Here is a 19,913-nt window from a genome sequence, read left to right as displayed (position 1 = left end):
CCCGCTTATTCAGCGGGCCTTTTGTTTGGCTGCGATTCGGATCAGAACCTGAACACTTCCATGTCCGTGCGAATTGGCGTGGCCATCGGCATCTTCGGCTTCTCCGGCGCTGTAGGCTTGGCGCGTACCGGGGCGGTTTTGCGCGGCACCTCGGCGACCGCCGATTGATTAGCCAGCGGTTTGATCGCCACCGACAACTGTTGCGCCAAATGCTGCAACAATACGCCCTGGGCCTGGACCTGGGACGCGGTGGTGCCGACGTGCTCTTCCTGCAGGTGCACGATGCGGTTATCGCGTACCTGGCCACGGCGGTCGATCAAGCGCCACTGTGCATCCAGGATCGCCGGCTGCGAAGCACCCGAGTCGAGTCGGGTAATCGTCAGCAAAACCTGGACATCCGGCGTGAAACCGGTTGGCGCAGGGGCCAGCACTACGCGCTGGCTGTCCAATTGACCGGCCACCTGGCGCAGCATCAACTGATTGATATCAGACGACAGACTGCCCGCCCAACGCCCGTCGGTTGAACCTCGCAGGCTGCCATCGTTCTGACGTTGCAGCAGTGTTTCGCGTTGCAGGTAATCGGCAACGATAACCGGGCCCAGTAATACAGCCATGCCTGCGGCTTGGGCAGGCTGAGCCGGACTTCCGCTGTCCAGCTGGTACAGCGACACCGGCTGGTGTGTGCTGCAACCCGCCAACCCCAAAAGGCCAGCGAGCATCAAAAATAGAGGAAGGCGTGGAGCAGTCATCATCCCATCCAGGTGGCTGCCACAAGGCGAACCACAACGTAATACTAAAAAATAACCTAAACACGCTCGGCCACGCCGGCGCTGGAAAGGCCATATCATCCGTGAATATGCGCCATGACTCCAGCGCCAAAGCGTCGATCTACGCGTTAAATCGTAGATCGAGGGCCTTAGTACGCCTTAAACCGGCGCTTCCACCAACAAAGCGTCCACTCGCTGGAACCCTCGCGGCAGCTTGTTACCGCGTCGACCGCGCTCGCCCTTGTAGTGTTCAAGGTCGTCAGGGCGCAGCGACAATGTGCGCTTACCGGCTTGAAGCACCAAGGTTGCGCCTTCCGGGATCACGGCGATATCGGTCACGTACTCTTCGCGACTGGCCACCCGCTCCCCGGGAATCCCGATAATCTTGTTCCCCTTGCCCTTGCCCAACTGCGGCAGGTCGCTGATCTTGAACACCAGCAGACGGCCTTCGGTGGTCACCGAGGCCAGCCAGTTGCTCTCACGATCATCCACCGGGCGCGGCAATATCACCTTGGCGTTATTCGGCAAGCTCAGCAGCGCCTTGCCCGCCTTGTTCTTGGCCTGCAGGTCTTCACCCTTGACCACGAAACCGTAACCGGCATCGGAAGCGATCACGTACAGCGAGTCATCGTCCGGCAGTAACACACACTCAAAATTCGCACCTGGCGGCGGCGTGAGGCGGCCCGTCAACGGTTCACCCTGCCCCCGCGCCGAAGGCAAAGTATGGGCCGCCACCGAATAGCTACGCCCGGTGGAGTCAATGAACACCGCAAACTGGTTGGATCGCCCAGGCGCAGCGGTCTTGAACCCATCACCGGCTTTGTAGGAAAGCCCGGTGGCGTCAATATCATGCCCTTTGGCGGAACGAACCCAACCCTTTTCCGACAGAACGACGGTAATTTTCTCGTTCGGCAGCAGCTCGGTTTCCGTCAGCGCCTTGGCTTCCGCACGCTCGACGATTGGCGAACGACGCTCATCACCATAGGTTTCCGCATCTTTGATCAGCTCGCTGCGAACCAGCTTCTTGAGCTTGGCTTCACTGCCCAGCAGGGCTTGCAGCTTGGCTTGCTCCTTGAGCAGTGCGTCCTGCTCATCACGCAGCTTCATTTCTTCCAGCCGCGCCAACTGACGCAAGCGGGTATCGAGGATGTAGTCCGCCTGGATCTCGCTCAGCTCGAAACGCGCGATCAGCTCGGCTTTCGGGTGCTCGGCGGTCCGGATGATATGGATCACTTCGTCCAGGTTGAGGTAAGCAATCAGCAAACCGTCCAACAGGTGCAGGCGGCGCTCCACCTTGTCGAGGCGGAATTGCAAGCGGCGGCGCACGGTCTGCACGCGGAATTCCAGCCACTCCACCAGCAGGTTGCGCAGGTTCTTCAACTGCGGCTTGCCGTCCAGACCGATGATGTTGACGTTGACGCGGTAGCTGGATTCCAGATCGGTACTGGCGAAAAGATGCTGCATCAGCACTTCGTGGTCGACCCGGCTATTGGTCGGGATGATCACGATGCGGCATGGGTTTTCGTGGTCGGACTCGTCACGCAGGTCGGCAACTTGCGGCAGTTTTGACGGCTTGGCCTGCATCAGCGCGGCGATCTGTTCCAGCACCTTGGCGCCAGACACCTGGTGCGGCAGCGCGGTGACGATGATGTCCCCGTCTTCGATGTGGTACACGGCGCGCATGCGCACCGAGCCCTTGCCGGTTTCATACATCTTCAGCAGATCGGCGCGCGGCGTGATGATTTCCGCTTCAGTGGGATAGTCCGGGCCCTGGATATGCTCGCAGAGCTGCTCAACCGTCGCTTTTGGCTCATCCAGCAAACGTACGCAAGCCGTCGCGACTTCGCGCAGGTTGTGCGGCGGCACGTCGGTGGCCATGCCAACCGCGATGCCGGTGGTGCCATTGAGCAGAATATTCGGCAAACGTGCCGGCAACACCAAGGGTTCGTCGAGGGTGCCGTCAAAGTTCGGCCCCCAGTCCGCCGTGCCCTGGCCCAGTTCGCTGAGCAATACTTCCGAGTAACGCGACAGGCGCGCCTCGGTGTAACGCATGGCGGCAAAGGACTTCGGATCATCCGGTGCACCCCAGTTGCCCTGGCCGTCCACCAACGTGTAGCGGTAGCTGAACGGCTGCGCCATCAGCACCATGGCTTCGTAGCAGGCCGAGTCACCGTGGGGGTGGAACTTACCGAGCACGTCACCGACGGTACGCGCGGATTTCTTGTGCTTGGAGTCAGCGTCCAGGCCCAGCTCACTCATGGCGTAGATGATGCGCCGTTGCACGGGCTTCAGGCCGTCGCCGATATGCGGCAAAGCACGGTCCATGATCACGTACATGGAGTAGTTGAGGTAGGCATTTTCGGTGAATTCAGCCAGCGACCGGCGTTCTACGCCATCTAAGCTGTCTGCGAGGATGTCACTCATGCGGGCCTCATCAATGTCGGGTAAGGCGCAGCGGAACTGCCGCTGCGCTGAGTCAATTCAAAAAAGGTGTGGTTCATGGCTGGGCGCTCCAGCCACCGGCCGGGGCGGCGAAACGATAGACCATCGGGCGCTTTTCACCATCGGCACGTGGACCGAAATTGTTGTCGATACCCACCCAGGCTCCGTCGGCGTCCACCACCAGTGCTTCAGCCAGGCCATAGGACTGGGGATAACGTCGGTTGGGCGTCAGGGCCTCGTCGGCAAACGACCAGCACAGTTCGACCTTGGCGGTGAGCGTATCGCGCCGGCAAATCTGGAATGCATTGCGCTCCAGGGTAAACAGCTTGCCGTTGTACAGCGCCAGATCGGCGAAGTCCTTGGACACCGCCTTGGCATGTTCAAACTGCGCCGGCTGCACTTCCTGCCCCGCTTCGCTCAACAACACGCAAGCGCCGTCGCAATCCCATACGCTTTGCCCGCGCTTGATGGAGATCAGGCCACGTCGCTCGCGCTCGGCAGCCAGCCAGATCTGATTGCCTTCGGGATTCACCGCCAGGCCCTCAAACAAGGCATTGAAGTGCAGCAACATGCCACTGGCGCGTGCTTCACGCACCATGCCCGGGGCAATTTTCAGCCACTCGGCCGCCCCAGCTACGGGTACCTGCAGCACCGCCGCATGGGCTTCGCTGACAATGTAACGATTGCCCGCGGCGTCGCAGGTGATGCCTTCAAAATCCAGGTCGCCACCGCGTATGAAGGACGCGGCCTTGGTGCGCGAACGCAACCCCCAGGGCAAGCCGGACTCAGGCACTGGCGGCACGTCAATCTTTACCGTTTCGGCCTGCCAGGTCGGCGCACTGATATCCAGGCGATAGATCTGGTCGTCGTCACGGTCCGAAACCGTCCACAGTTCCTTGCCGCACATGGCCAGGCCCGACAGGTTACCGCCGCGCATACCGTCCACCGGATGCTCGGATACCAGCTTCAGCTCAGCCACGGGCGCGGCAATCACTGCGGTGCTCGCCAACCCGCTCAACATCAGGATCGCCAGGGCGAAACCTGTGCGCATCAGCCCAGGACCTCGGCCAGATTGCCTTTGGATTCCAGCCAGATTTTGCGATCGCCGGCGCGTTTCTTGGCCAGCAGCATGTCCATCACTTCAGCGGTGGCGACGAAGTCGTCCAGGGTCAACTGGACCAGACGCCGAGTGTTCGGGTCCATGGTGGTTTCACGCAGTTGCGGCGGGTTCATTTCACCCAGGCCCTTGAATCGTGTGACTTGCGGCTTGCCACGCTTCTTCTCGGCCACCAGACGATCGAGAATGCCATCGCGCTCGGCGTCGTCCAAGGCGTAGAAGATCTCCTTGCCCTGGTCGATACGGTACAGCGGCGGCATGGCGACATAGACGTGGCCGGCCTCCACCAACGGGCGGAAGTGCTGGACGAACAGCGCGCACAGCAAGGTGGCGATGTGAAGGCCGTCGGAGTCGGCGTCGGCGAGGATGCAGATTTTGCCGTAACGCAGTTGGCTCATGTCCTCTGCGCCCGGGTCGACACCTATGGCCACGGCGATGTTGTGCACCTCCTGGCTGGCAAGGACTTCGCTGCCGTCGACTTCCCAGGTGTTGAGGATCTTGCCGCGCAACGGCAGGATCGCCTGGAACTCCTTATCCCGCGCTTGCTTGGCGGACCCACCGGCGGAATCACCTTCCACCAGGAACAGCTCGGAACGCATCGGGTCCTGCCCCGCGCAATCAGCCAGTTTGCCGGGCAGCGCCGGGCCCTGGGTGATGCGCTTGCGCTCGACTTTCTTGCTGGCCTTCAAGCGACGGCCGGCGTTGCTGATCGCCAGTTCGGCCAGGGCCAGGCCCAGCTCCGGGTGCTCGTTGAGCCAAAGGCTGAAGGCATCCTTGACCACACCGGAGACAAATGCCGCCGCTTCGCGGGACGACAGGCGCTCTTTGGTCTGGCCGGAGAATTGCGGTTCCTGCATCTTCATCGACAGCACGAACGCGATACGTTCCCAGACGTCTTCCGGTGCCAGCTTCACGCCGCGCGGCAACAGGCTGCGGTATTCGCAGAATTCGCGCATGGCATCCAGCAGACCTTGGCGCAAACCATTGACGTGGGTGCCGCCCTGGGCGGTGGGGATCAGGTTGACGTAGCTTTCCTGCACGCTGTCGCCGCCTTCGGGCAACCACAGCAGCGCCCAGTCGACGGCTTCTTTATTACCCGCCAGGCTGCCGCAGAACGGCTCGTTGGGCAGACGTTCGAAGTCGCTGACGGAGTCTTCCAGGTAGGAGCGCAGGCCGTCTTCGTAGTGCCACTCGACCTTCTCGCCGGTGCCTTTGTCTTCAAAGGTGACCAGCAGGCCCGGGCACAATACGGCCTTGGCCTTGAGCACGTGCTTGAGGCGGCTGATGGAGAATTTCGGTGAATCGAAGTATTTCGGGTCCGGCGCGAAGTACACGCTGGTGCCGGTGTTGCGCTTGCCAACGGTACCGATCACTTCCAGGTCGGTGGCCTTGTAGCCATCGGCGAACGTCATCTGGTACTCGTTGCCGTCGCGCTTGACCTTGACCCGCACCAGCGTGGACAGCGCGTTGACCACGGAAATACCCACACCGTGCAAACCGCCGGAGAACTGGTAGTTCTTGTTGGAGAACTTGCCGCCCGCATGGAGCTTGGTGAGGATCAGCTCGACGCCCGGCACTCCCTCTTCGGGGTGGATGTCCACCGGCATGCCACGACCATCGTCGGACACTTCCAGGGAATGGTCAGCGTGAAGAATGACATGCACCGATTTGGCGTGCCCGGCCAAGGCTTCGTCGACGCTGTTGTCGATGACTTCCTGGGCAAGATGGTTCGGCCGACTGGTGTCGGTGTACATGCCGGGGCGTTTGCGCACCGGGTCGAGGCCCGAGAGGACTTCGATGGCGTCGGCGTTATAAGAGCTAGCGCTGGGAGTGGCCATGGGGTCTCGTCGTGAGTCGTTCGATTAAAAAGTGACCTGCGACTTTACAGTGCTGCAAAGTCGAAGGATTGATACTGATCCGCACCGATGCCGGCAAAGCTCAGCATCGCCGGCAATTGCTGGGCGAACCCTTGGTAACCATGGTCGCCACCGGCCTGGATGCGCAAGGCGCAGGCCCGGTAATACTGTTGGGCGAGGCGATAATCCAGGGTTTCATCCCCGGTCTGCAACCACACTTGGTAACGCCCGGCATCCAGGGGAGCCGGCACTTCCAGCTCGGCCAGCGCCGTGACGTGATCGTGGGTCAATTCCCAGGTCTCACCGGTATAAAGGTTCTTCTGGGTGCCCAGGTAACCGTCGAACATCCGATGAGGGCTGACCGCCGGGTTGACCAGCAGCGCCTTGAGGCCATGGCGCTCGGCAAGATGGGTTGCATAGTAGCCGCCGAGTGAGCTGCCGACCAGCAGTGGCCGCCCCAACTGCGCAATGGCCTCCTCCAATTGAGGAATCGCCTGACGCGGGTGGTGATGCAGAGCCGGCACACGTAATTGGTCGGCCAAGCCAAGGCTATCCATCACGGCGATCAACTGACTGGCCTTGTTGGACGCAGGCGCACTATTGAAACCGTGGATATACAAGATCGAAGCGGACATGCCGGGCTCTCCGTGCTTCAGCCAAAGAGGCGCAGTTTACAGGGATCGGCGTGGTGTGTGAGTCCCTATCATCCAGGCTCGGCAGAACCTGTGTGGGAGCGGGCTTGCTCCCACATTTTGATCGGCGTTTACCGGTTTTAGTAGCCGTTGCTGCCGTAATCCACGGTAAAGGTGAAGCCCTTGATGCGCTCTACGCCCGTTTCCAACCGTCCGTCGGCATGCAGGCGCAGCCAGCGATAGCCCGGCGCCTGCTCGCTGACCTGGAACTCTTCACTGCCCGGGGCGAATTGGATGCAGGTGGACGGCGAGGCCAGCAGGCGCACGCCATTGCGTTCGTGATCGATCTCTTGGTGCACATGCCCCCAGAGCACAGCCCTGACCTGCGGGAAACGGTCGAGCACGGCAAACAACGCTTCCGGATTGCGCAGGCCGATCGGCTCCATCCACGCGCAACCGATGGGCACAGGGTGATGATGAAAGCACACCAGATGGTGCCGGCTCGGCGCTTCGCTCAGGGCCTGGGCAAGCACTTGCAGTTGCCGGTCTTGCAGGTAACCGGGCACCGAGCCGGGTACGGCGGAGTCCAGCAGGGTGACCCGCCAGTTGCCGATGTCGACCACCGGCTCCAGTAAATCGCTGTGCATGGCCGCGAGGGCCATGACTTGCGGTTCGTCGTGGTTGCCGGGAATCCAGCGCGCCGGGGCGTCGAGCTGCCGGGTCATGTCACGAAACTGCTGATACGACTCAAGCGTGCCGTCCTGGGACAAGTCCCCTGTCGCCAGCATCAAATCGATCTGCGGCTGCTGCGCGCGCACCAACTCGATCACCCGCTGAAGGCTTTCGCGGGTGTTCATGCCCAGCAACGTGCCATTTGCCTCGGCAAACAGATGGCTGTCGGACAGCTGCACCAGCAACGCCGGTGCGTCAGGGTTCACAGTGGATACGCTCGGCAAGGCGCTCTCCCAAGGCAGTCACAGGAAAATGGACGATTGGCGCGATTATGCTGGGCAGGACGCAAAGAGGAAACCTGGGGAAGCAGACGCAGTTCACATCTACCGCACGACTTCAAACTCGTGGCCCAGGGCCAGGCAATGGCTCAACCACTCACCGAGGAACACATTGAGCTGTGCTTTCTCATCGGGCTGGTGCATGAACACATTCGGGTAAGGATAGATGCTGCGAAAGCGCCGCGCATGCTCGGCGCTGATCACTTCGGCCATCCGTGCATCGTGATACACCTGCACTTCCAACTGCGGCACCGGCAGCCACGGCAGGCTGTGCTCCTGACGCACGCGCAGGGTGGTGGTGTAGGGGCAGTTGACGATGACTTCAAGGGTCAACACGCCGAGCATCTGGTCGCCATGGGTCACGGCAATGCGGCGTGCTTCGGGCGCATGACGCATGTCGGGAAGCAGACGCATCAGCCGCGCATAGTTGGCCTCGCACGCGGCTTGAAGCCCGATCAGGTCAACTCGATATCGTTCACGTGCCTTTACTGCCATAACCCCCTCACTTCCGCGCGATTAAGCGCAAGCCATTGCAGGGCGATGATGCTGGCTGCATTGGAAATCTTACCGTCGCGCACCGCTTGCAAGGCATCTTCGAACGCCCAGCGGGTGACGCGGATATCTTCGGCCTCTTCTTCCAGTCCATGGACGCCACCGGCCCCTGCGCTGTCGCAACGCCCCAGGTAAAGGTGGACGAATTCGGTACTGCCGCCGGGCGAAGGAAAATACTTCGTGATCGGCCACAGCGCAGAGAACGTAAGCCCAGCTTCCTCCTCGGCTTCGCGGTGTGCAACCTCCTCCGGTTGCTCGTCCTTGTCAATCAGCCCGGCGACCATTTCCACCAGCCAGGGGTTATCGGTACGGCCCATGGCGCCTACGCGAAACTGCTCGATCAACACCACTTCGTCACGCTGCGGGTCGTAAGGCAGCACGCACACCGCGTCATGCCGAACGAAGACTTCGCGATTGATCACCCGGCTCATGCCGCCGTCGAACTTCTCATGGCGCAGCTGCACGCGATCAAGCTTGTAGAAGCCCTGGTAGGCATTGTCGTGCTGAACAATTTCGATCTTGCTCGGCGTCGACTTCGCAATGTCCGTCATATTCACTCCTGCTATCCCCGTACAATTGGCGCCATCCTAACGCGCTCATGCCCCTGGATGCAGCCCCTTTCCAGTTGCCGGGATAGACGGCGGACGTCAAACTCACTCTCATCAGTCTAGTGGCGAACTGACTGCCTCGTGGGCAGTCCAAGCGCTACTCTTTTCGCTTTCCATCGATTTACGAAGGACGCACATGTCGCTTTTAAAAATCGCCTCCGTGGCTTGCATTGCCTTGACTCTGGGCGCCTGCCAGAGTCTGTTTCAACCCAGCTATCTCAAACCGCTGGACACCCGGCCGGATACCTCGGAACAGATCAAGCCCGGCTGTAACAGCCCGGATTGCCCGCTGGTCAACATCGATACCGTGCATTTCCCCACCGAACCACAGCTCGACAGCCTGGTGGAGCAGCGCCTGCTGCAAATGACCCGCACCACGCCGGGTGCGAGCGTGCCGCCGACGTTGAACGCCTACCGGGATAAGTTCCTGCGCGAATCCGCAGACCGCAACAGCATGTACTTGCAAGCCAAGGTACGTGAGCAGCATGACGGACTGGTGATCATCGAAGTATCCAGTTACCTGGACACCGGCGCGGCCCACGGTGAGCCGGGCCGTGGCTTCATCAACTATTCGCGCCTGCTGCACAAGGAACTGAGCCTGACCGACATGTTGCTGCCAGGCCAGGAACAGGCATTCTGGAACACCGCGAAAGTCGCCCATAACAGCTGGCTGATCAACTCGCAGATGGACCGTGACCCGGAGTTCGTGAAGAACTGGCCGTTCCAGAAAACCCCAAACGTGGCCTTGACCAGCAACGGTGTGGTGCTCAAGTACAACGTGGCCACCATCGGCCCGTACGCGTTGGGGCTGATCGAAATGACCATCCCCTACGCCCGTCTCACCGGCGTAATCAAGCCTGAGCTGGTGCCCGCCCGCCACTGAAGGCCCCGCCCAGGATGAAGTGCAGTCCCCCTGCCAGCACCAGCGCCGGCAGGGTCGCACCGACATTCGGATACAGGTTGGCCAACAGGTGATACGCGCCGATGCCGCCCAACCAGGCCACCAGCGCCGGCCAGTGCAGGTGAGTGACGGTGCCATGGCCTCGGCGACGCAGGATGAAGTGGTCCACCAGCACCACGCCGAACAACGGCGCAAACACCGAGCCGATCAGCAGCAGGAAGTTCTGGTATTGCGCCAACGGTGCAAGGCAGGCGATCAGGGTGCAGATCACCCCGATGGCCAAAGCCAGGTGCTCGACCTTCCAACGCAATAGAATCCCGCTGGACACCGCCGCCGAGTGAATATCGGCGAAGGCGTTTTCCGACTCGTCCAGCAGGATCAGCAACAGCGGAATCCCCAGGCCAGCACCGGCCAGCGCGAGCAACAGCGCATTCACTTCACCACTGGGCGCAAACGCCAGGGTGTAGGCCACGCCCAGGCTCATCAGCCAGAAATTACCGATAAAGAAGCCGAGCGCGGTGCCGCCGAACACGCCTTTTGCGCGCTTGCCGAAACGCGAGTAGTCGGCAATCAGCGGCAACCACGATAGCGGCATGGCGATGGCGATATCGAAGCCCACCGCGAAGGGCATCGTACCGTCACCGGCCTGGGACCAGAGCGCAGCGAGGTCGGCCTTGGCGAATAGGTTCCAGGTCAGCCACAGGCAAGCGGCGAGCAGCAGCCAGATGCCCCACTTGCGCAAAACTTGCCGTACGAACGTCAGCGGGCCGCTGACGGCAAGCAATGTCGCCAAACCACCGAAAAACAACGTCCATAGCAAAGGGCTCGCCAACAGGCTGCTTTCGCTGAACGCCCGCGTGCCCAGTAAGCTGGCGGCGTCGCGCATGACGATAATCTCGAACGCCCCCCAGCCCACCAGTTGCAGCAGGTTCAGTAACGCCGGCAGGCTCGCGCCTTGGGTGCCGAGGCTGAGTTTGAGGGCAGCCATGGCGGACAGGCCGGTGTCGCAGCCGATCACGCCGACAGCCGCCAGCAACAACACGCCCACCAGGGTGCCGAGGAAGATGGCCAGCAACGAACCGGACAAGCCCAGGCCCGGCGCAAGCAAGGCGCCGGTCTGCAGGACCATCAGGCCGATGCCGAGGGAGAACCACAGGGAAAACAGATCGCGGGCGCCGAACACGCGCCTATCGGCGGGGACCGCGATATCGGGAGAATAGGTGTTCAAGTCAGAGATCTCGGAAAGGACATGGGTGACGAGCTATAAGCTGCAAGCCTCAAGCAAAAGCAGATCCGCCTTTGCCTTTAACTTGCAGCTTGAAGCTTGAAGCTTGAAGCTTGAAGCTTGAAGCTTGCAGCTTGCAGCCTATACCTTCTTATAAAGCTGACTGCCTTCCTGCTTGAACCGCTCCGCCTGCTCGGCCAAGCCCTTGGCCACGTCTACATCCACCGCATCGATACGCTGGTTGGCTGCATACTCACGCACTTCCTGGGTGATCTTCATCGAGCAGAATTTCGGCCCGCACATCGAGCAGAAGTGCGCGACTTTGGCCGAGTCTTTCGGCAGGGTTTCATCGTGATAAGAGCGCGCGGTGTCCGGGTCCAGACCGAGGTTGAACTGGTCTTCCCAACGGAACTCGAAGCGTGCCTTGCTCAAGGCGTTATCGCGAATCTGCGCGCCCGGATGCCCCTTGGCCAGGTCGGCGGCGTGAGCGGCAATCTTGTAGGTGATGATCCCGGTCTTCACGTCATCCTTGTTCGGCAAGCCCAGGTGTTCCTTGGGCGTGACGTAGCAGAGCATGGCGCAACCGAACCAGCCGATCATCGCGGCACCGATACCGGACGTGATGTGATCGTAACCCGGCGCAATGTCGGTGGTCAGCGGGCCAAGGGTGTAGAACGGCGCCTCGTCGCAGCACTCCAACTGCTTGTCCATGTTCTCCTTGATCAACTGCATAGGCACATGGCCCGGGCCTTCGATCATGGTTTGCACGTCATGTTTCCAGGCAGTCTTGGTCAGCTCGCCGAGGGTTTCCAGCTCGCCGAATTGCGCAGCGTCATTGGCGTCGGCAATCGAGCCCGGACGCAGGCCGTCGCCGAGAGAGAAACTGACGTCATAGGCCTTCATGATTTCGCAGATTTCGTCGAAATGCGTGTAGGTGAAGTTCTCTTTGTGGTGCGCCAGGCACCACTTGGCCATGATCGAGCCGCCACGGGACACGATGCCAGTCACCCGCTTGGCGGTCAGCGGCACGTAGCGCAGCAGGACGCCGGCGTGGATGGTGAAGTAGTCGACGCCCTGCTCGGCCTGCTCGATCAGGGTGTCGCGGAACAACTCCCACGTCAGGTCCTCGGCGACGCCACCGACTTTTTCCAACGCCTGGTAGATCGGCACAGTACCGATCGGCACCGGCGAGTTGCGGATGATCCACTCGCGGGTTTCATGGATATGCTTGCCGGTGGACAGGTCCATCACCGTGTCCGAGCCCCAGCGAATGCCCCAGGTCAGTTTCGCCACTTCTTCCTCGATGGAAGAACCCAGCGCGCTGTTGCCGATGTTGCCGTTGATCTTCACCAGGAAGTTACGCCCGATGATCATCGGTTCCAGTTCGGTGTGGTTGATGTTGGCCGGGATGATTGCGCGACCGCGCGCGATCTCCTCGCGCACGAATTCCGGAGTGATGATTTTCGGCACGCTGGCGCCGAAGCTGTGACCGGCGTGTTGCTGGTCGAGCAAGCCACTGGCGCGGGCCTCTTCAAGCTTCATATTTTCGCGGATGGCAACGTATTCCATCTCGGCGGTGATGATGCCTTTGCGCGCGTAGTGCATCTGGGTAACGTTGGCGCCGGCCTTGGCACGGCGCGGGTTCTTCACATGGGCGAAGCGCAGCGCGGTCAGTTCGGCATCACTGAGGCGCTGCTGGCCGAAGTGCGAGCTGAGGCCTGGCAGGCGCTCGGTGTCGCCGCGGGACTCGATCCACGGCGAGCGCACATCGCCCAGGCCTTTGCGCACGTCGATGATCACATTCGGGTCGGTGTAGGGACCGGAAGTGTCGTACACGGTGACCGGCGCATTGATTTCACCGCCGAAGTCGGTGGGCGTTACGTCCAGGCTGATTTCGCGCATCGGCACGCGAATGTCCGGGCGGGTGCCCTGCACATAGATTTTTTGCGAGCGGGTAAAGGGTTGCACGGAGCCGGAGTCGACCTTGGCCGATTCACTCAGGTGCACGGTACTTTTTGATTTTTGGCTTTTTAATTCGGTGCTCATCACGGGCTCTCCAACTATCCAGGCGGTGGATTTTTGTCGGAGCGAACCTGTGACGGATGGACGCACTGAAACCAGTGCTGTGCTATGCACGAGGGCTGTTCGATTGTCGAACAGCATCCCGGACGAAGCACAAGAGGACTCGCCGGGTGACGAGAAATCTTGTTCCCTACGCAGGCGCTAACCTGATCAGGTTCAACGGGATCCGGTATTTACCGATCTCAGCCTTCCAACAAGGCACCCCGACAAGAACGCTGGCAGTCTAGACCATGGCGTGGGCAAATTGCCAATAGCGGTGCGCTCAGCGTGATGAATGGCGCAATTACAGGATTGTTGTGCCGTGATGTCACCACTACACTCGGCTACCACCCGAGCGCTTGACGGTATGGATTACTGGTCTTAGCCTTGGACGCCAAATTATAAATGTAATATTTAATCTAGGGATCGCCTCATGCTGCGCAAACTTTCACTGGCGCTTGCCGTGTCTTGTGCAACCAACGGAATGGTCTGGGCAGCTGAAGCGCCCCTGACGACCAAAACCGACCTGGTCAGCGTTTATCAGGAAGCGGTGGACAACAACGCCGACCTGGCAGCCGCACGCGCCCAATATGGTGCACAAAAAGAAGTGGTACCCCAGGCCCGCGCCGGGCTGCTGCCGAACCTGTCAGCGCGAGCCGACTCCAACAATGTGCGCAACCAATTCGACCAACCGGCGGCCACGCTCAACCGTGATGCTCACTCTTGGCAGGCAACCTTGAGCCAGCCGCTGTTTCGGGCCGATCGCTGGTTCCAGTTGCAAGCGGCCGAAGCAGTCAACGAACAGGCGGCCCTGCAACTCTCGGCGACCGAACAAAACCTGATCATGCAAAGCGCCGAAAGCTACTTCAACGTACTACGGGCTCAGGACAACCTGGCGACAACCAAAGCCGAAGAAGCGGCGTTCAAGCGCCAGTTGGACCAGTCCAACGAACGTTTCGACGTTGGCCTGTCGGACAAGACCGACGTGCTGCAATCCCAGGCCAGCTATGACACCGCGCGCGCCAACCGCATCGTGGCCCAGCGCCAAGTGGAGGATGCCTTCGAAGCGCTGATCACCCTGACCAACCGTCAGTACAATTCGATCCAGGGCATCGTCCACACGCTGCCGGTGCTGCCACCGGCGCCAAACGACGCCAAGGCCTGGGTCGAAACAGCCGGGCGCCAGAACCTCAACCTCCTGGCCAGCAACTACGCCGTCACCGCTGCCGAAGAAACCCTCAAGCAACGCAAGGCCGGGCATGCGCCGACCCTGGACGCCGTGGCGCAGTACCAGAAGGGTGACAACGATGCCTTGGGCGCCAGTAACCCCACCCCTTTCGGGCAGGACTATCACGGTGATGCGTCACGCAGAACCATCGGCTTGCAGTTGAATATCCCGCTCTACAGCGGCGGCCTCACCAGTTCCCAAGTGCGCGAATCCTACTCACGCCTCGACCAGACCGAGCAACAACGTGAAGGCTTGCGACGCCAAGTGGTGGAAAACACCCGCAACCTGCACCGCGCGGTGAACACCGACGTGGAACAGGTACAGGCACGCCGCCAGTCGATCATTTCCAACCAGAGCGCGGTGGAAGCCACGGAAATCGGTTATCAGGTGGGTACGCGCAACATCGTCGACGTGCTGGACTCCCAGCGCCAGCTTTACGCGTCGGTGCGCAACTACAACAACAGCCGCTACGACTATATCCTCGACAACCTGCGTCTGAAGCAGGCGGCCGGCACGTTGAACCCAGGGGACTTGCAGGACCTGGCGCGCTACCTCAAGGCGGACTACAACCCGGACAAGGACTTCCTGCCGCCGGACCTGGCCAAGGCCGCCGCCGAACAGCTGAAGGCCCGTCCGGGTTATTAAGCACATCACATAATCAACATGGTAAGGGGCTTGCGCCCGATAGCGGGGTGTCAATCACTGCATAGGTGACGAGACCACTGCCATTGGGCGCAAGCCCCTTGCCTATTGGGTTCAGTGTTGATTCAGGAGCCTGCCCAGGCCATCCAGCAAGCGCTCGAGCGCGCCCTGGTTGGCCTGCATCACCTTGAGCCCCGCCTGCGCCATCTTGCGCGCATCCTGTGGCAACTCGAACAACTGTCGCACGGCTTCGGCCAGGCCTTCGGCGTCATCTACTTCGCGCAACGCCCCGGCCTCGCGCATCATCGCGCTGATTTCGAGGAAGTTGAACAGGTGCGGCCCCATGATCACAGGCAGGGCCAGCGCTGCCGGTTCCAGCGGGTTGTGGCCACCGGTCGGCACCAGGCTGCCACCGACAAAAGCACTGTCGGCCAGGGCGTAAAGAAACAGCAGCTCGCCCATGGTGTCGCCCAGCAACACTGAGGTTTGCGCGGTCACGGGGTCGCCGCTGGAACGCCGCACCGTGGCGAATCCCCGCTGCTGGCACAGCTCAAACATCGGGCCGAAGCGCTCCTGATGGCGCGGCACCAGAATCAGCAACGCGTTGGGATAGCTTTCGAGCAACTGACGGTGGGCGGCCAGCACCACTTCGTCTTCGCCTTCATGGGTACTGGCGGCTATCCACACTGGGCGTTCACGGGCGCCCCACTGCTCGCGCAGGGCGGCGGCACGCAGCGGTAGCTCAGGGTCGATCGTCAGGTCGAACTTGATCGAACCCGTGACTTCAACGGTTTCCGGGCGCGCACCAAGGCTCAGGAAACGCTCAGCCTCGGTGCGTGTCTGCACGGCGAACAGGCTCATTTCAGCCAGCATGGGTGCGCTCAGTTTGGCAAAACGCCCATACCCCCTGGCCGAGCGGGCCGACAGTCGCGCATTGGCCAACGCCACCGGAATGCCACGCTGGGCGCAGGCGTGGATGTGGTTGGGCCACAACTCCGTCTCCATGATCACCGCCAGTTTCGGCTGCACGCGATCAAGAAAACGCTTGGCGGCGCACGGCAAGTCATATGGCAAGTAACAGTGCTGAATGCGCGGTTCATTGACGAACAACGCCTGGATACGCTCGGAGCCGGTGGGCGTCATGCAGGTCACGGTGATCGGCAGCGTCGGGTAGCGCGCCATCAGCCCGCGTATCATCGGCGCGGCAGCGATGCTTTCGCCCACCGACACGGCATGCACCCAGATTCCGCCCGGTTGCATCGTCGGCAGGCCGTAGGAAAACCTCTCGCCTACGCGCCTGGCATAAGCCGGCGCCTTACGCGCGCGCAGCCACAGACGTAAAGCCACCAACGGCAGCGCCAGGTAAAACAGACAGCTGTAGAGAGTTCTATTCATGGCGGCGGAGTTTATCGGCTTTTTCAGTCGATCGCCTGCAAGCACTCGGCAAATCGTTTAGCCAGGAAGCGTGCAGCAGGCCCGAGGGGCTCATCACGACGCCAGACGAGTTCCACCACCAAGGCCGGTGGCGTCCATTCGCTGTCCAACTCGACCATTTGTTGCTGATAAGTCGGGTACTGCACGATATGCCGAGGCAGCCACGCCCAGCCCAGACCACTCATCAACCATTCGGCCAGCACATAGAAACTGTCGGCGCGCCACACCAAGGGGCTGGCGGCCTCACTGCCGGGGTAGACACTGGTCTGGGTCGACATCAACAGTTGGCGAAACTGTGCCAGGCGCTGGCAATCCACATACGGTTCCTTGGCGAGCGGATGGTTCACGCCGCACACCGTGACCATCTCCACACGGCCCACCACCCGCCGTTCAAGGGCCTCGGGGATTTGGTCGTGATAGAACAGCAGGCCCAGGTCGGCTTTACGCTCCACCAACTTACGCGCCACATCGCCCTGGGCGGCGCTGGACAACTGCACTTCCAGCAGCGGGTATTGCACGGCCAACGCTTCAAGGCTGTCGAGCACAGGCTTGAACAACATGGCTTCATCCTGGGCCAGACGCAGGCAGGGTTCTTCACCGCGGGTCAATGACAGCGCCCGGCCATTGAGCCGCTCGCACTGACGCAACACTTCACGCGCCTCCTCCAGCAATACACTGCCGGCCTCGGTCAGGCGTGGCTGGCGGCCGCTGCTGCGATCAAACAGGCTCAGCCCCAAATCCGCCTCAAGCAGGGCAATCCCATTGCTCACCGCCGATTGTGCCTTGCGCTGGTCACGGGCTACCGCCGAAAACGAATGCTGTTCGGCAACACTCACAAACAGACGCATTTGCTCAAGGTTCCACTGCACGCTCATGGCATAACCCATCTCTGATTCAGATAGGTAATGACTTTACCCCATCTCGCCAGTCGCTAGAATGCCGACCTGACTTAGCACGCAACACACCGAGGATTACCCCATGAATGTCGCCTATCTCTACCTGGCCATTGCCATTTGTTCGGAAGTGATCGCGACCGTCTCCATGAAAGCGGTCAAGGGCTTGAGCACACCTATCCCGCTGATGCTGATGATTGTGGGTTATGGCGTGGCGTTCTGGATGCTCACCCTGGTGGTGCGCACCGTACCGGTGGGCGTGGCCTATGCGGTGTGGGCGGGGCTGGGGATCGTAATGGTCAGTGTCGCGGCGTTGTTTATCTACGGCCAGAAACTGGATGTCCCGGCAATGCTGGGGATGGGCCTGATCGTATTGGGCGTGGTGGTGATTCAGTTGTTCTCGAAAACGGGGGGGCATTAGGAGCAGCGGCAAGCGGCAAGCTTCAAGCTGCAAGAAAGAGCGGCGCTAACTTGCCGCTTGCAGCTGATAACTTGCCGCTGCAAGCTATACTGCTGCCCCTTTTCTACGCTGGAGGTCCCACGCGCATGCCTATTTCCACCGACGTTCTGATTGTCGGCGCCGGGGTTGCCGGCCTCTGGCTCAATGCGCGCCTGCGCCGCCAGGGGTTTTCCACGGTACTGGTGGAAAGCGCCACCTTGGGCGGCGGGCAAAGCGTGAAGTCGCAGGGGATCATTCACGGCGGGGCAAAATATGCCCTGCACGGCGCACTCACCGGCGCCTCCGAAGCCATTGCCGATATGCCGCGCCGCTGGCGTGAAGCCCTGGCAGGCACGGGCGAGCTGGATTTGTCCGGTGTACGCCTGCTGTCCGAAGCCCACTATCTATGGTCCCCCGGCACTCTCGCCGGCAACCTCACCAGCTTCTTTGCCAGCAAGGCCGTGCGCGGACGCGTGGACCAGGTCAAAGGAGACGAGTTGCCCCTTGCCCTGCAGGATCGCCGCTTCAAGGGCAAGGTCTATCGCCTGGCCGAACTGGTGGTGGATGTGCCGAGTGTGATCCAACGCCTCGCCCAACTGGGCGGTGACAGCTTGCTCGCCGGAAAACAGATCGAACCGCTGCTGGAAGGCGACAACCTGGTGGGCTTGAAGGTCGACGGCCGCGAGATCCGCGCACAACGTATAGTGCTGAGTGCCGGCGCCGGCACCGCTGACTTGCTCAGCGCCCTGGGCCTCAGCCAACCGGCCATGCAGAAACGCCCGCTGCATATGATCATCGCCAAAGGTCCTGGCCTGAAGCCGTTGTATGCGCACTGCCTGGGTGGCGGTACCAAGCCGCGCATCACCGTCACCACCCACCCGGCAGCGGATGGCAATTGGGTGTGGTACATGGGCGGTGATATCGCCGAAGCCGACGGCGTGGCGCGTACCCCTGAAGCACAGATCGCCACCGCACAAAAGGAACTGGCGCACCTGCTGCCGTGGATCGACATGAGCAAGACCGAGTGGGCCACCCTGCGTGTCGACCGCGCCGAGCCACTGCAATCGGGCCTGACCCGTCCCGACAATGCGTTCCTCGCCGAACAGGGCCGCCTGCTGGTGGGCTGGCCGACCAAACTCGCGCTGGCGCCGGACTTCGCTGATCGCGTGCTCAACAGCCTGGAGCGCGACGGTATCCGTCCGGGTGCCAGCGAGCCCCTGCCCGACCTGCCAAAACCCCCTATCGGCGTCCCAGCCTGGGAGCAACTGTTGCCATGAGCCTGCCCACCTTGCACGACCTGCATCGCCCCCTGGGCAGCACTGGCCTGATGGTCTCGCCGCTGGGCCTGGGCACCGTCAAACTGGGCCGCGACCAGGGTGTGAAGTACCCCAGCGGCTTTCAGATCCCGGACGATGACGAAGCACGGATGTTGCTGCGCCAAGCCCGGCAGTTGGGCATCAACCTGATCGATACCGCCCCCGCCTACGGGCGCAGCGAGGAACGCCTGGGGCCGTTGTTACGCGGCCAGCGCAAGGATTGGGTAATTGTCAGCAAGGTCGGCGAAGAGTTTGCCGATGGCATATCCCACCATGACTTCAGTGCCGCCCATACGCGCCTGTCGATCGAGCGCAGCTTGAAAAGACTTGAAACGGATTTTATCGACCTGGTGCTGGTGCACTCCGACGGCAATGACCTGCACATCCTCAATGACTGTGAGGTTTACCACACCCTGGCTACGCTGAAAAAAGAGGGCAAGATCCGCGGCTTCGGCTTTTCCGGCAAAACCGTTGAAGGCGGTGTAAAGGCTCTGGAACAGGGCGATTGCGCGATGGTCACCTACAATCTGAACGAGCAGGCCGAGAAGGCCGTGATTGATTATGCTGCGGCCCATGGCAAAGGCATCCTGGTGAAAAAAGCCCTGGCCAGCGGCCATGTTTGCCTTGAGCCCGGAATGGATCCAATTCATGCCAGTTTCATGCTGTTGTTTGCGCAAACGGGCGTCGCCAGTGCTATTGTCGGGACCATTAACCCGCTGCACCTGGCCCATAACGTGGCGACCGCTGCCCAGGTCATTCGTCAACTCTGATGCCGCCGACGCGGCCGACC

At 61.2% G+C, this 19,913-nt stretch carries 17 protein-coding genes and 1 riboswitch; of the genes, 5 read left to right on the top strand and 12 right to left on the bottom strand.

Annotation, left to right across the window (positions count from 1 at the left end; all coding sequences use genetic code 11):
* Nucleotides 1-41: 41 nt before the first annotated feature.
* The 8 genes from M5B97_RS18290 to M5B97_RS18255 all read right to left on the bottom strand — a co-directional run bounded on the left by M5B97_RS18290 (nucleotide 42) and on the right by M5B97_RS18255 (nucleotide 8,927).
* Nucleotides 42-752 (bottom strand): ABC-type transport auxiliary lipoprotein family protein, encoded by a 711-nt coding sequence (locus M5B97_RS18290; protein WP_248732249.1) that lies wholly within the window; start codon nucleotides 750-752, stop codon nucleotides 42-44.
* Between the two features lie 174 nt (nucleotides 753-926).
* Nucleotides 927-3,191 carry a DNA topoisomerase IV subunit A gene (gene parC / locus M5B97_RS18285; protein WP_123716131.1) on the bottom strand — a complete coding sequence of 755 codons (2,265 nt, stop codon included), beginning with the start codon at nucleotides 3,189-3,191 and terminating at the stop codon, nucleotides 927-929.
* 73 nt (nucleotides 3,192-3,264) lie between these two features.
* The gene (locus M5B97_RS18280) at nucleotides 3,265-4,260 is read right to left on the bottom strand and encodes an esterase-like activity of phytase family protein (protein WP_248732248.1); all 996 of its coding nucleotides are present in this window, start codon (nucleotides 4,258-4,260) and stop codon (nucleotides 3,265-3,267) included.
* Nucleotides 4,260-6,164 carry a DNA topoisomerase IV subunit B gene (parE, locus tag M5B97_RS18275; protein WP_123716133.1) on the bottom strand — a complete coding sequence of 635 codons (1,905 nt, stop codon included), beginning with the start codon at nucleotides 6,162-6,164 and terminating at the stop codon, nucleotides 4,260-4,262. The genes M5B97_RS18280 and parE overlap by 1 nt, the downstream gene beginning before the upstream one ends.
* 44 nt (nucleotides 6,165-6,208) lie before the next feature.
* Nucleotides 6,209-6,817: a YqiA/YcfP family alpha/beta fold hydrolase gene (locus M5B97_RS18270; protein WP_123716134.1), complete on the bottom strand. Its 609-nt coding sequence runs from the start codon at nucleotides 6,815-6,817 to the stop codon at nucleotides 6,209-6,211.
* A gap of 137 nt (nucleotides 6,818-6,954) precedes the next feature.
* Nucleotides 6,955-7,770 carry a 3',5'-cyclic-AMP phosphodiesterase gene (cpdA, locus tag M5B97_RS18265; RefSeq protein WP_248732247.1) on the bottom strand — a complete coding sequence of 272 codons (816 nt, stop codon included), beginning with the start codon at nucleotides 7,768-7,770 and terminating at the stop codon, nucleotides 6,955-6,957.
* 99 nt (nucleotides 7,771-7,869) lie between these two features.
* Complete coding sequence (locus M5B97_RS18260; RefSeq protein ID WP_017138485.1) at nucleotides 7,870-8,319, bottom strand: DUF1249 domain-containing protein; 450 nt, start codon at nucleotides 8,317-8,319, stop codon at nucleotides 7,870-7,872.
* Nucleotides 8,310-8,927, bottom strand: a complete 618-nt coding sequence (locus tag M5B97_RS18255) for an NUDIX domain-containing protein (protein ID WP_123716137.1) — start codon at nucleotides 8,925-8,927, stop codon at nucleotides 8,310-8,312. The genes M5B97_RS18260 and M5B97_RS18255 overlap by 10 nt, the downstream gene beginning before the upstream one ends.
* A 193-nt stretch (nucleotides 8,928-9,120) precedes the next feature.
* Between M5B97_RS18255 and M5B97_RS18250 the strand changes: the two genes are divergently transcribed.
* Entirely contained in the window at nucleotides 9,121-9,867 is a 747-nt protein-coding gene (locus M5B97_RS18250; protein WP_123716138.1) for an RsiV family protein, read from the top strand.
* Here the strand turns inward: M5B97_RS18250 and cytX are convergent.
* Together cytX and thiC are read right to left on the bottom strand one after the other, a co-directional pair.
* Nucleotides 9,836-11,113: a putative hydroxymethylpyrimidine transporter CytX gene (cytX, locus tag M5B97_RS18245; RefSeq protein WP_248732246.1), complete on the bottom strand. Its 1,278-nt coding sequence runs from the start codon at nucleotides 11,111-11,113 to the stop codon at nucleotides 9,836-9,838. The two genes, M5B97_RS18250 and cytX, sit on opposite strands and share 32 nt — an antisense overlap.
* A gap of 138 nt (nucleotides 11,114-11,251) precedes the next feature.
* A complete protein-coding gene (thiC, locus tag M5B97_RS18240) occupies nucleotides 11,252-13,156 on the bottom strand; it encodes a phosphomethylpyrimidine synthase ThiC (RefSeq protein WP_123716140.1) in 1,905 nt (634 codons plus the stop codon).
* A gap of 146 nt (nucleotides 13,157-13,302) precedes the next feature.
* Nucleotides 13,303-13,408, bottom strand: a riboswitch (TPP riboswitch).
* 196 nt (nucleotides 13,409-13,604) lie between these two features.
* On the opposite strand from thiC, the gene M5B97_RS18235 reads away from it, so the two are divergent.
* A complete protein-coding gene (locus M5B97_RS18235) occupies nucleotides 13,605-15,044 on the top strand; it encodes a TolC family outer membrane protein (protein WP_248732245.1) in 1,440 nt (479 codons plus the stop codon).
* Between the two features lie 111 nt (nucleotides 15,045-15,155).
* Here M5B97_RS18235 and waaA read toward each other — a convergent pair whose 3' ends face one another.
* Both waaA and M5B97_RS18225 read right to left on the bottom strand, forming a co-directional pair.
* Nucleotides 15,156-16,436: a lipid IV(A) 3-deoxy-D-manno-octulosonic acid transferase gene (waaA, locus tag M5B97_RS18230; RefSeq protein WP_248732244.1), complete on the bottom strand. Its 1,281-nt coding sequence runs from the start codon at nucleotides 16,434-16,436 to the stop codon at nucleotides 15,156-15,158.
* A 23-nt stretch (nucleotides 16,437-16,459) separates the two neighbouring features.
* Nucleotides 16,460-17,350 carry a LysR family transcriptional regulator gene (locus tag M5B97_RS18225; RefSeq protein WP_123716295.1) on the bottom strand — a complete coding sequence of 297 codons (891 nt, stop codon included), beginning with the start codon at nucleotides 17,348-17,350 and terminating at the stop codon, nucleotides 16,460-16,462.
* Between the two features lie 103 nt (nucleotides 17,351-17,453).
* On the opposite strand from M5B97_RS18225, the gene M5B97_RS18220 reads away from it, so the two are divergent.
* From M5B97_RS18220 to M5B97_RS18210, 3 genes are all read left to right on the top strand, one after another.
* A complete protein-coding gene (locus M5B97_RS18220; RefSeq protein WP_123716143.1) occupies nucleotides 17,454-17,789 on the top strand; it encodes a multidrug efflux SMR transporter in 336 nt (111 codons plus the stop codon).
* 125 nt (nucleotides 17,790-17,914) lie between these two features.
* Nucleotides 17,915-19,084 carry an FAD-dependent oxidoreductase gene (locus tag M5B97_RS18215; RefSeq protein ID WP_134661022.1) on the top strand — a complete coding sequence of 390 codons (1,170 nt, stop codon included), beginning with the start codon at nucleotides 17,915-17,917 and terminating at the stop codon, nucleotides 19,082-19,084.
* Nucleotides 19,081-19,893 (top strand): aldo/keto reductase, encoded by an 813-nt coding sequence (locus M5B97_RS18210; protein ID WP_248732243.1) that lies wholly within the window; start codon nucleotides 19,081-19,083, stop codon nucleotides 19,891-19,893. The genes M5B97_RS18215 and M5B97_RS18210 overlap by 4 nt, the downstream gene beginning before the upstream one ends.
* The last annotated feature ends 20 nt before the right edge of the window (nucleotides 19,894-19,913 follow it).

This window comes from Pseudomonas sp. MWU13-2517, assembly GCF_023242545.1.
Classification (GTDB): Bacteria; Pseudomonadota; Gammaproteobacteria; order Pseudomonadales; family Pseudomonadaceae; genus Aquipseudomonas.
Note: the sequence above shows the minus strand (reverse complement) of the source record. Positions and strands in the feature narration are given on the sequence as shown.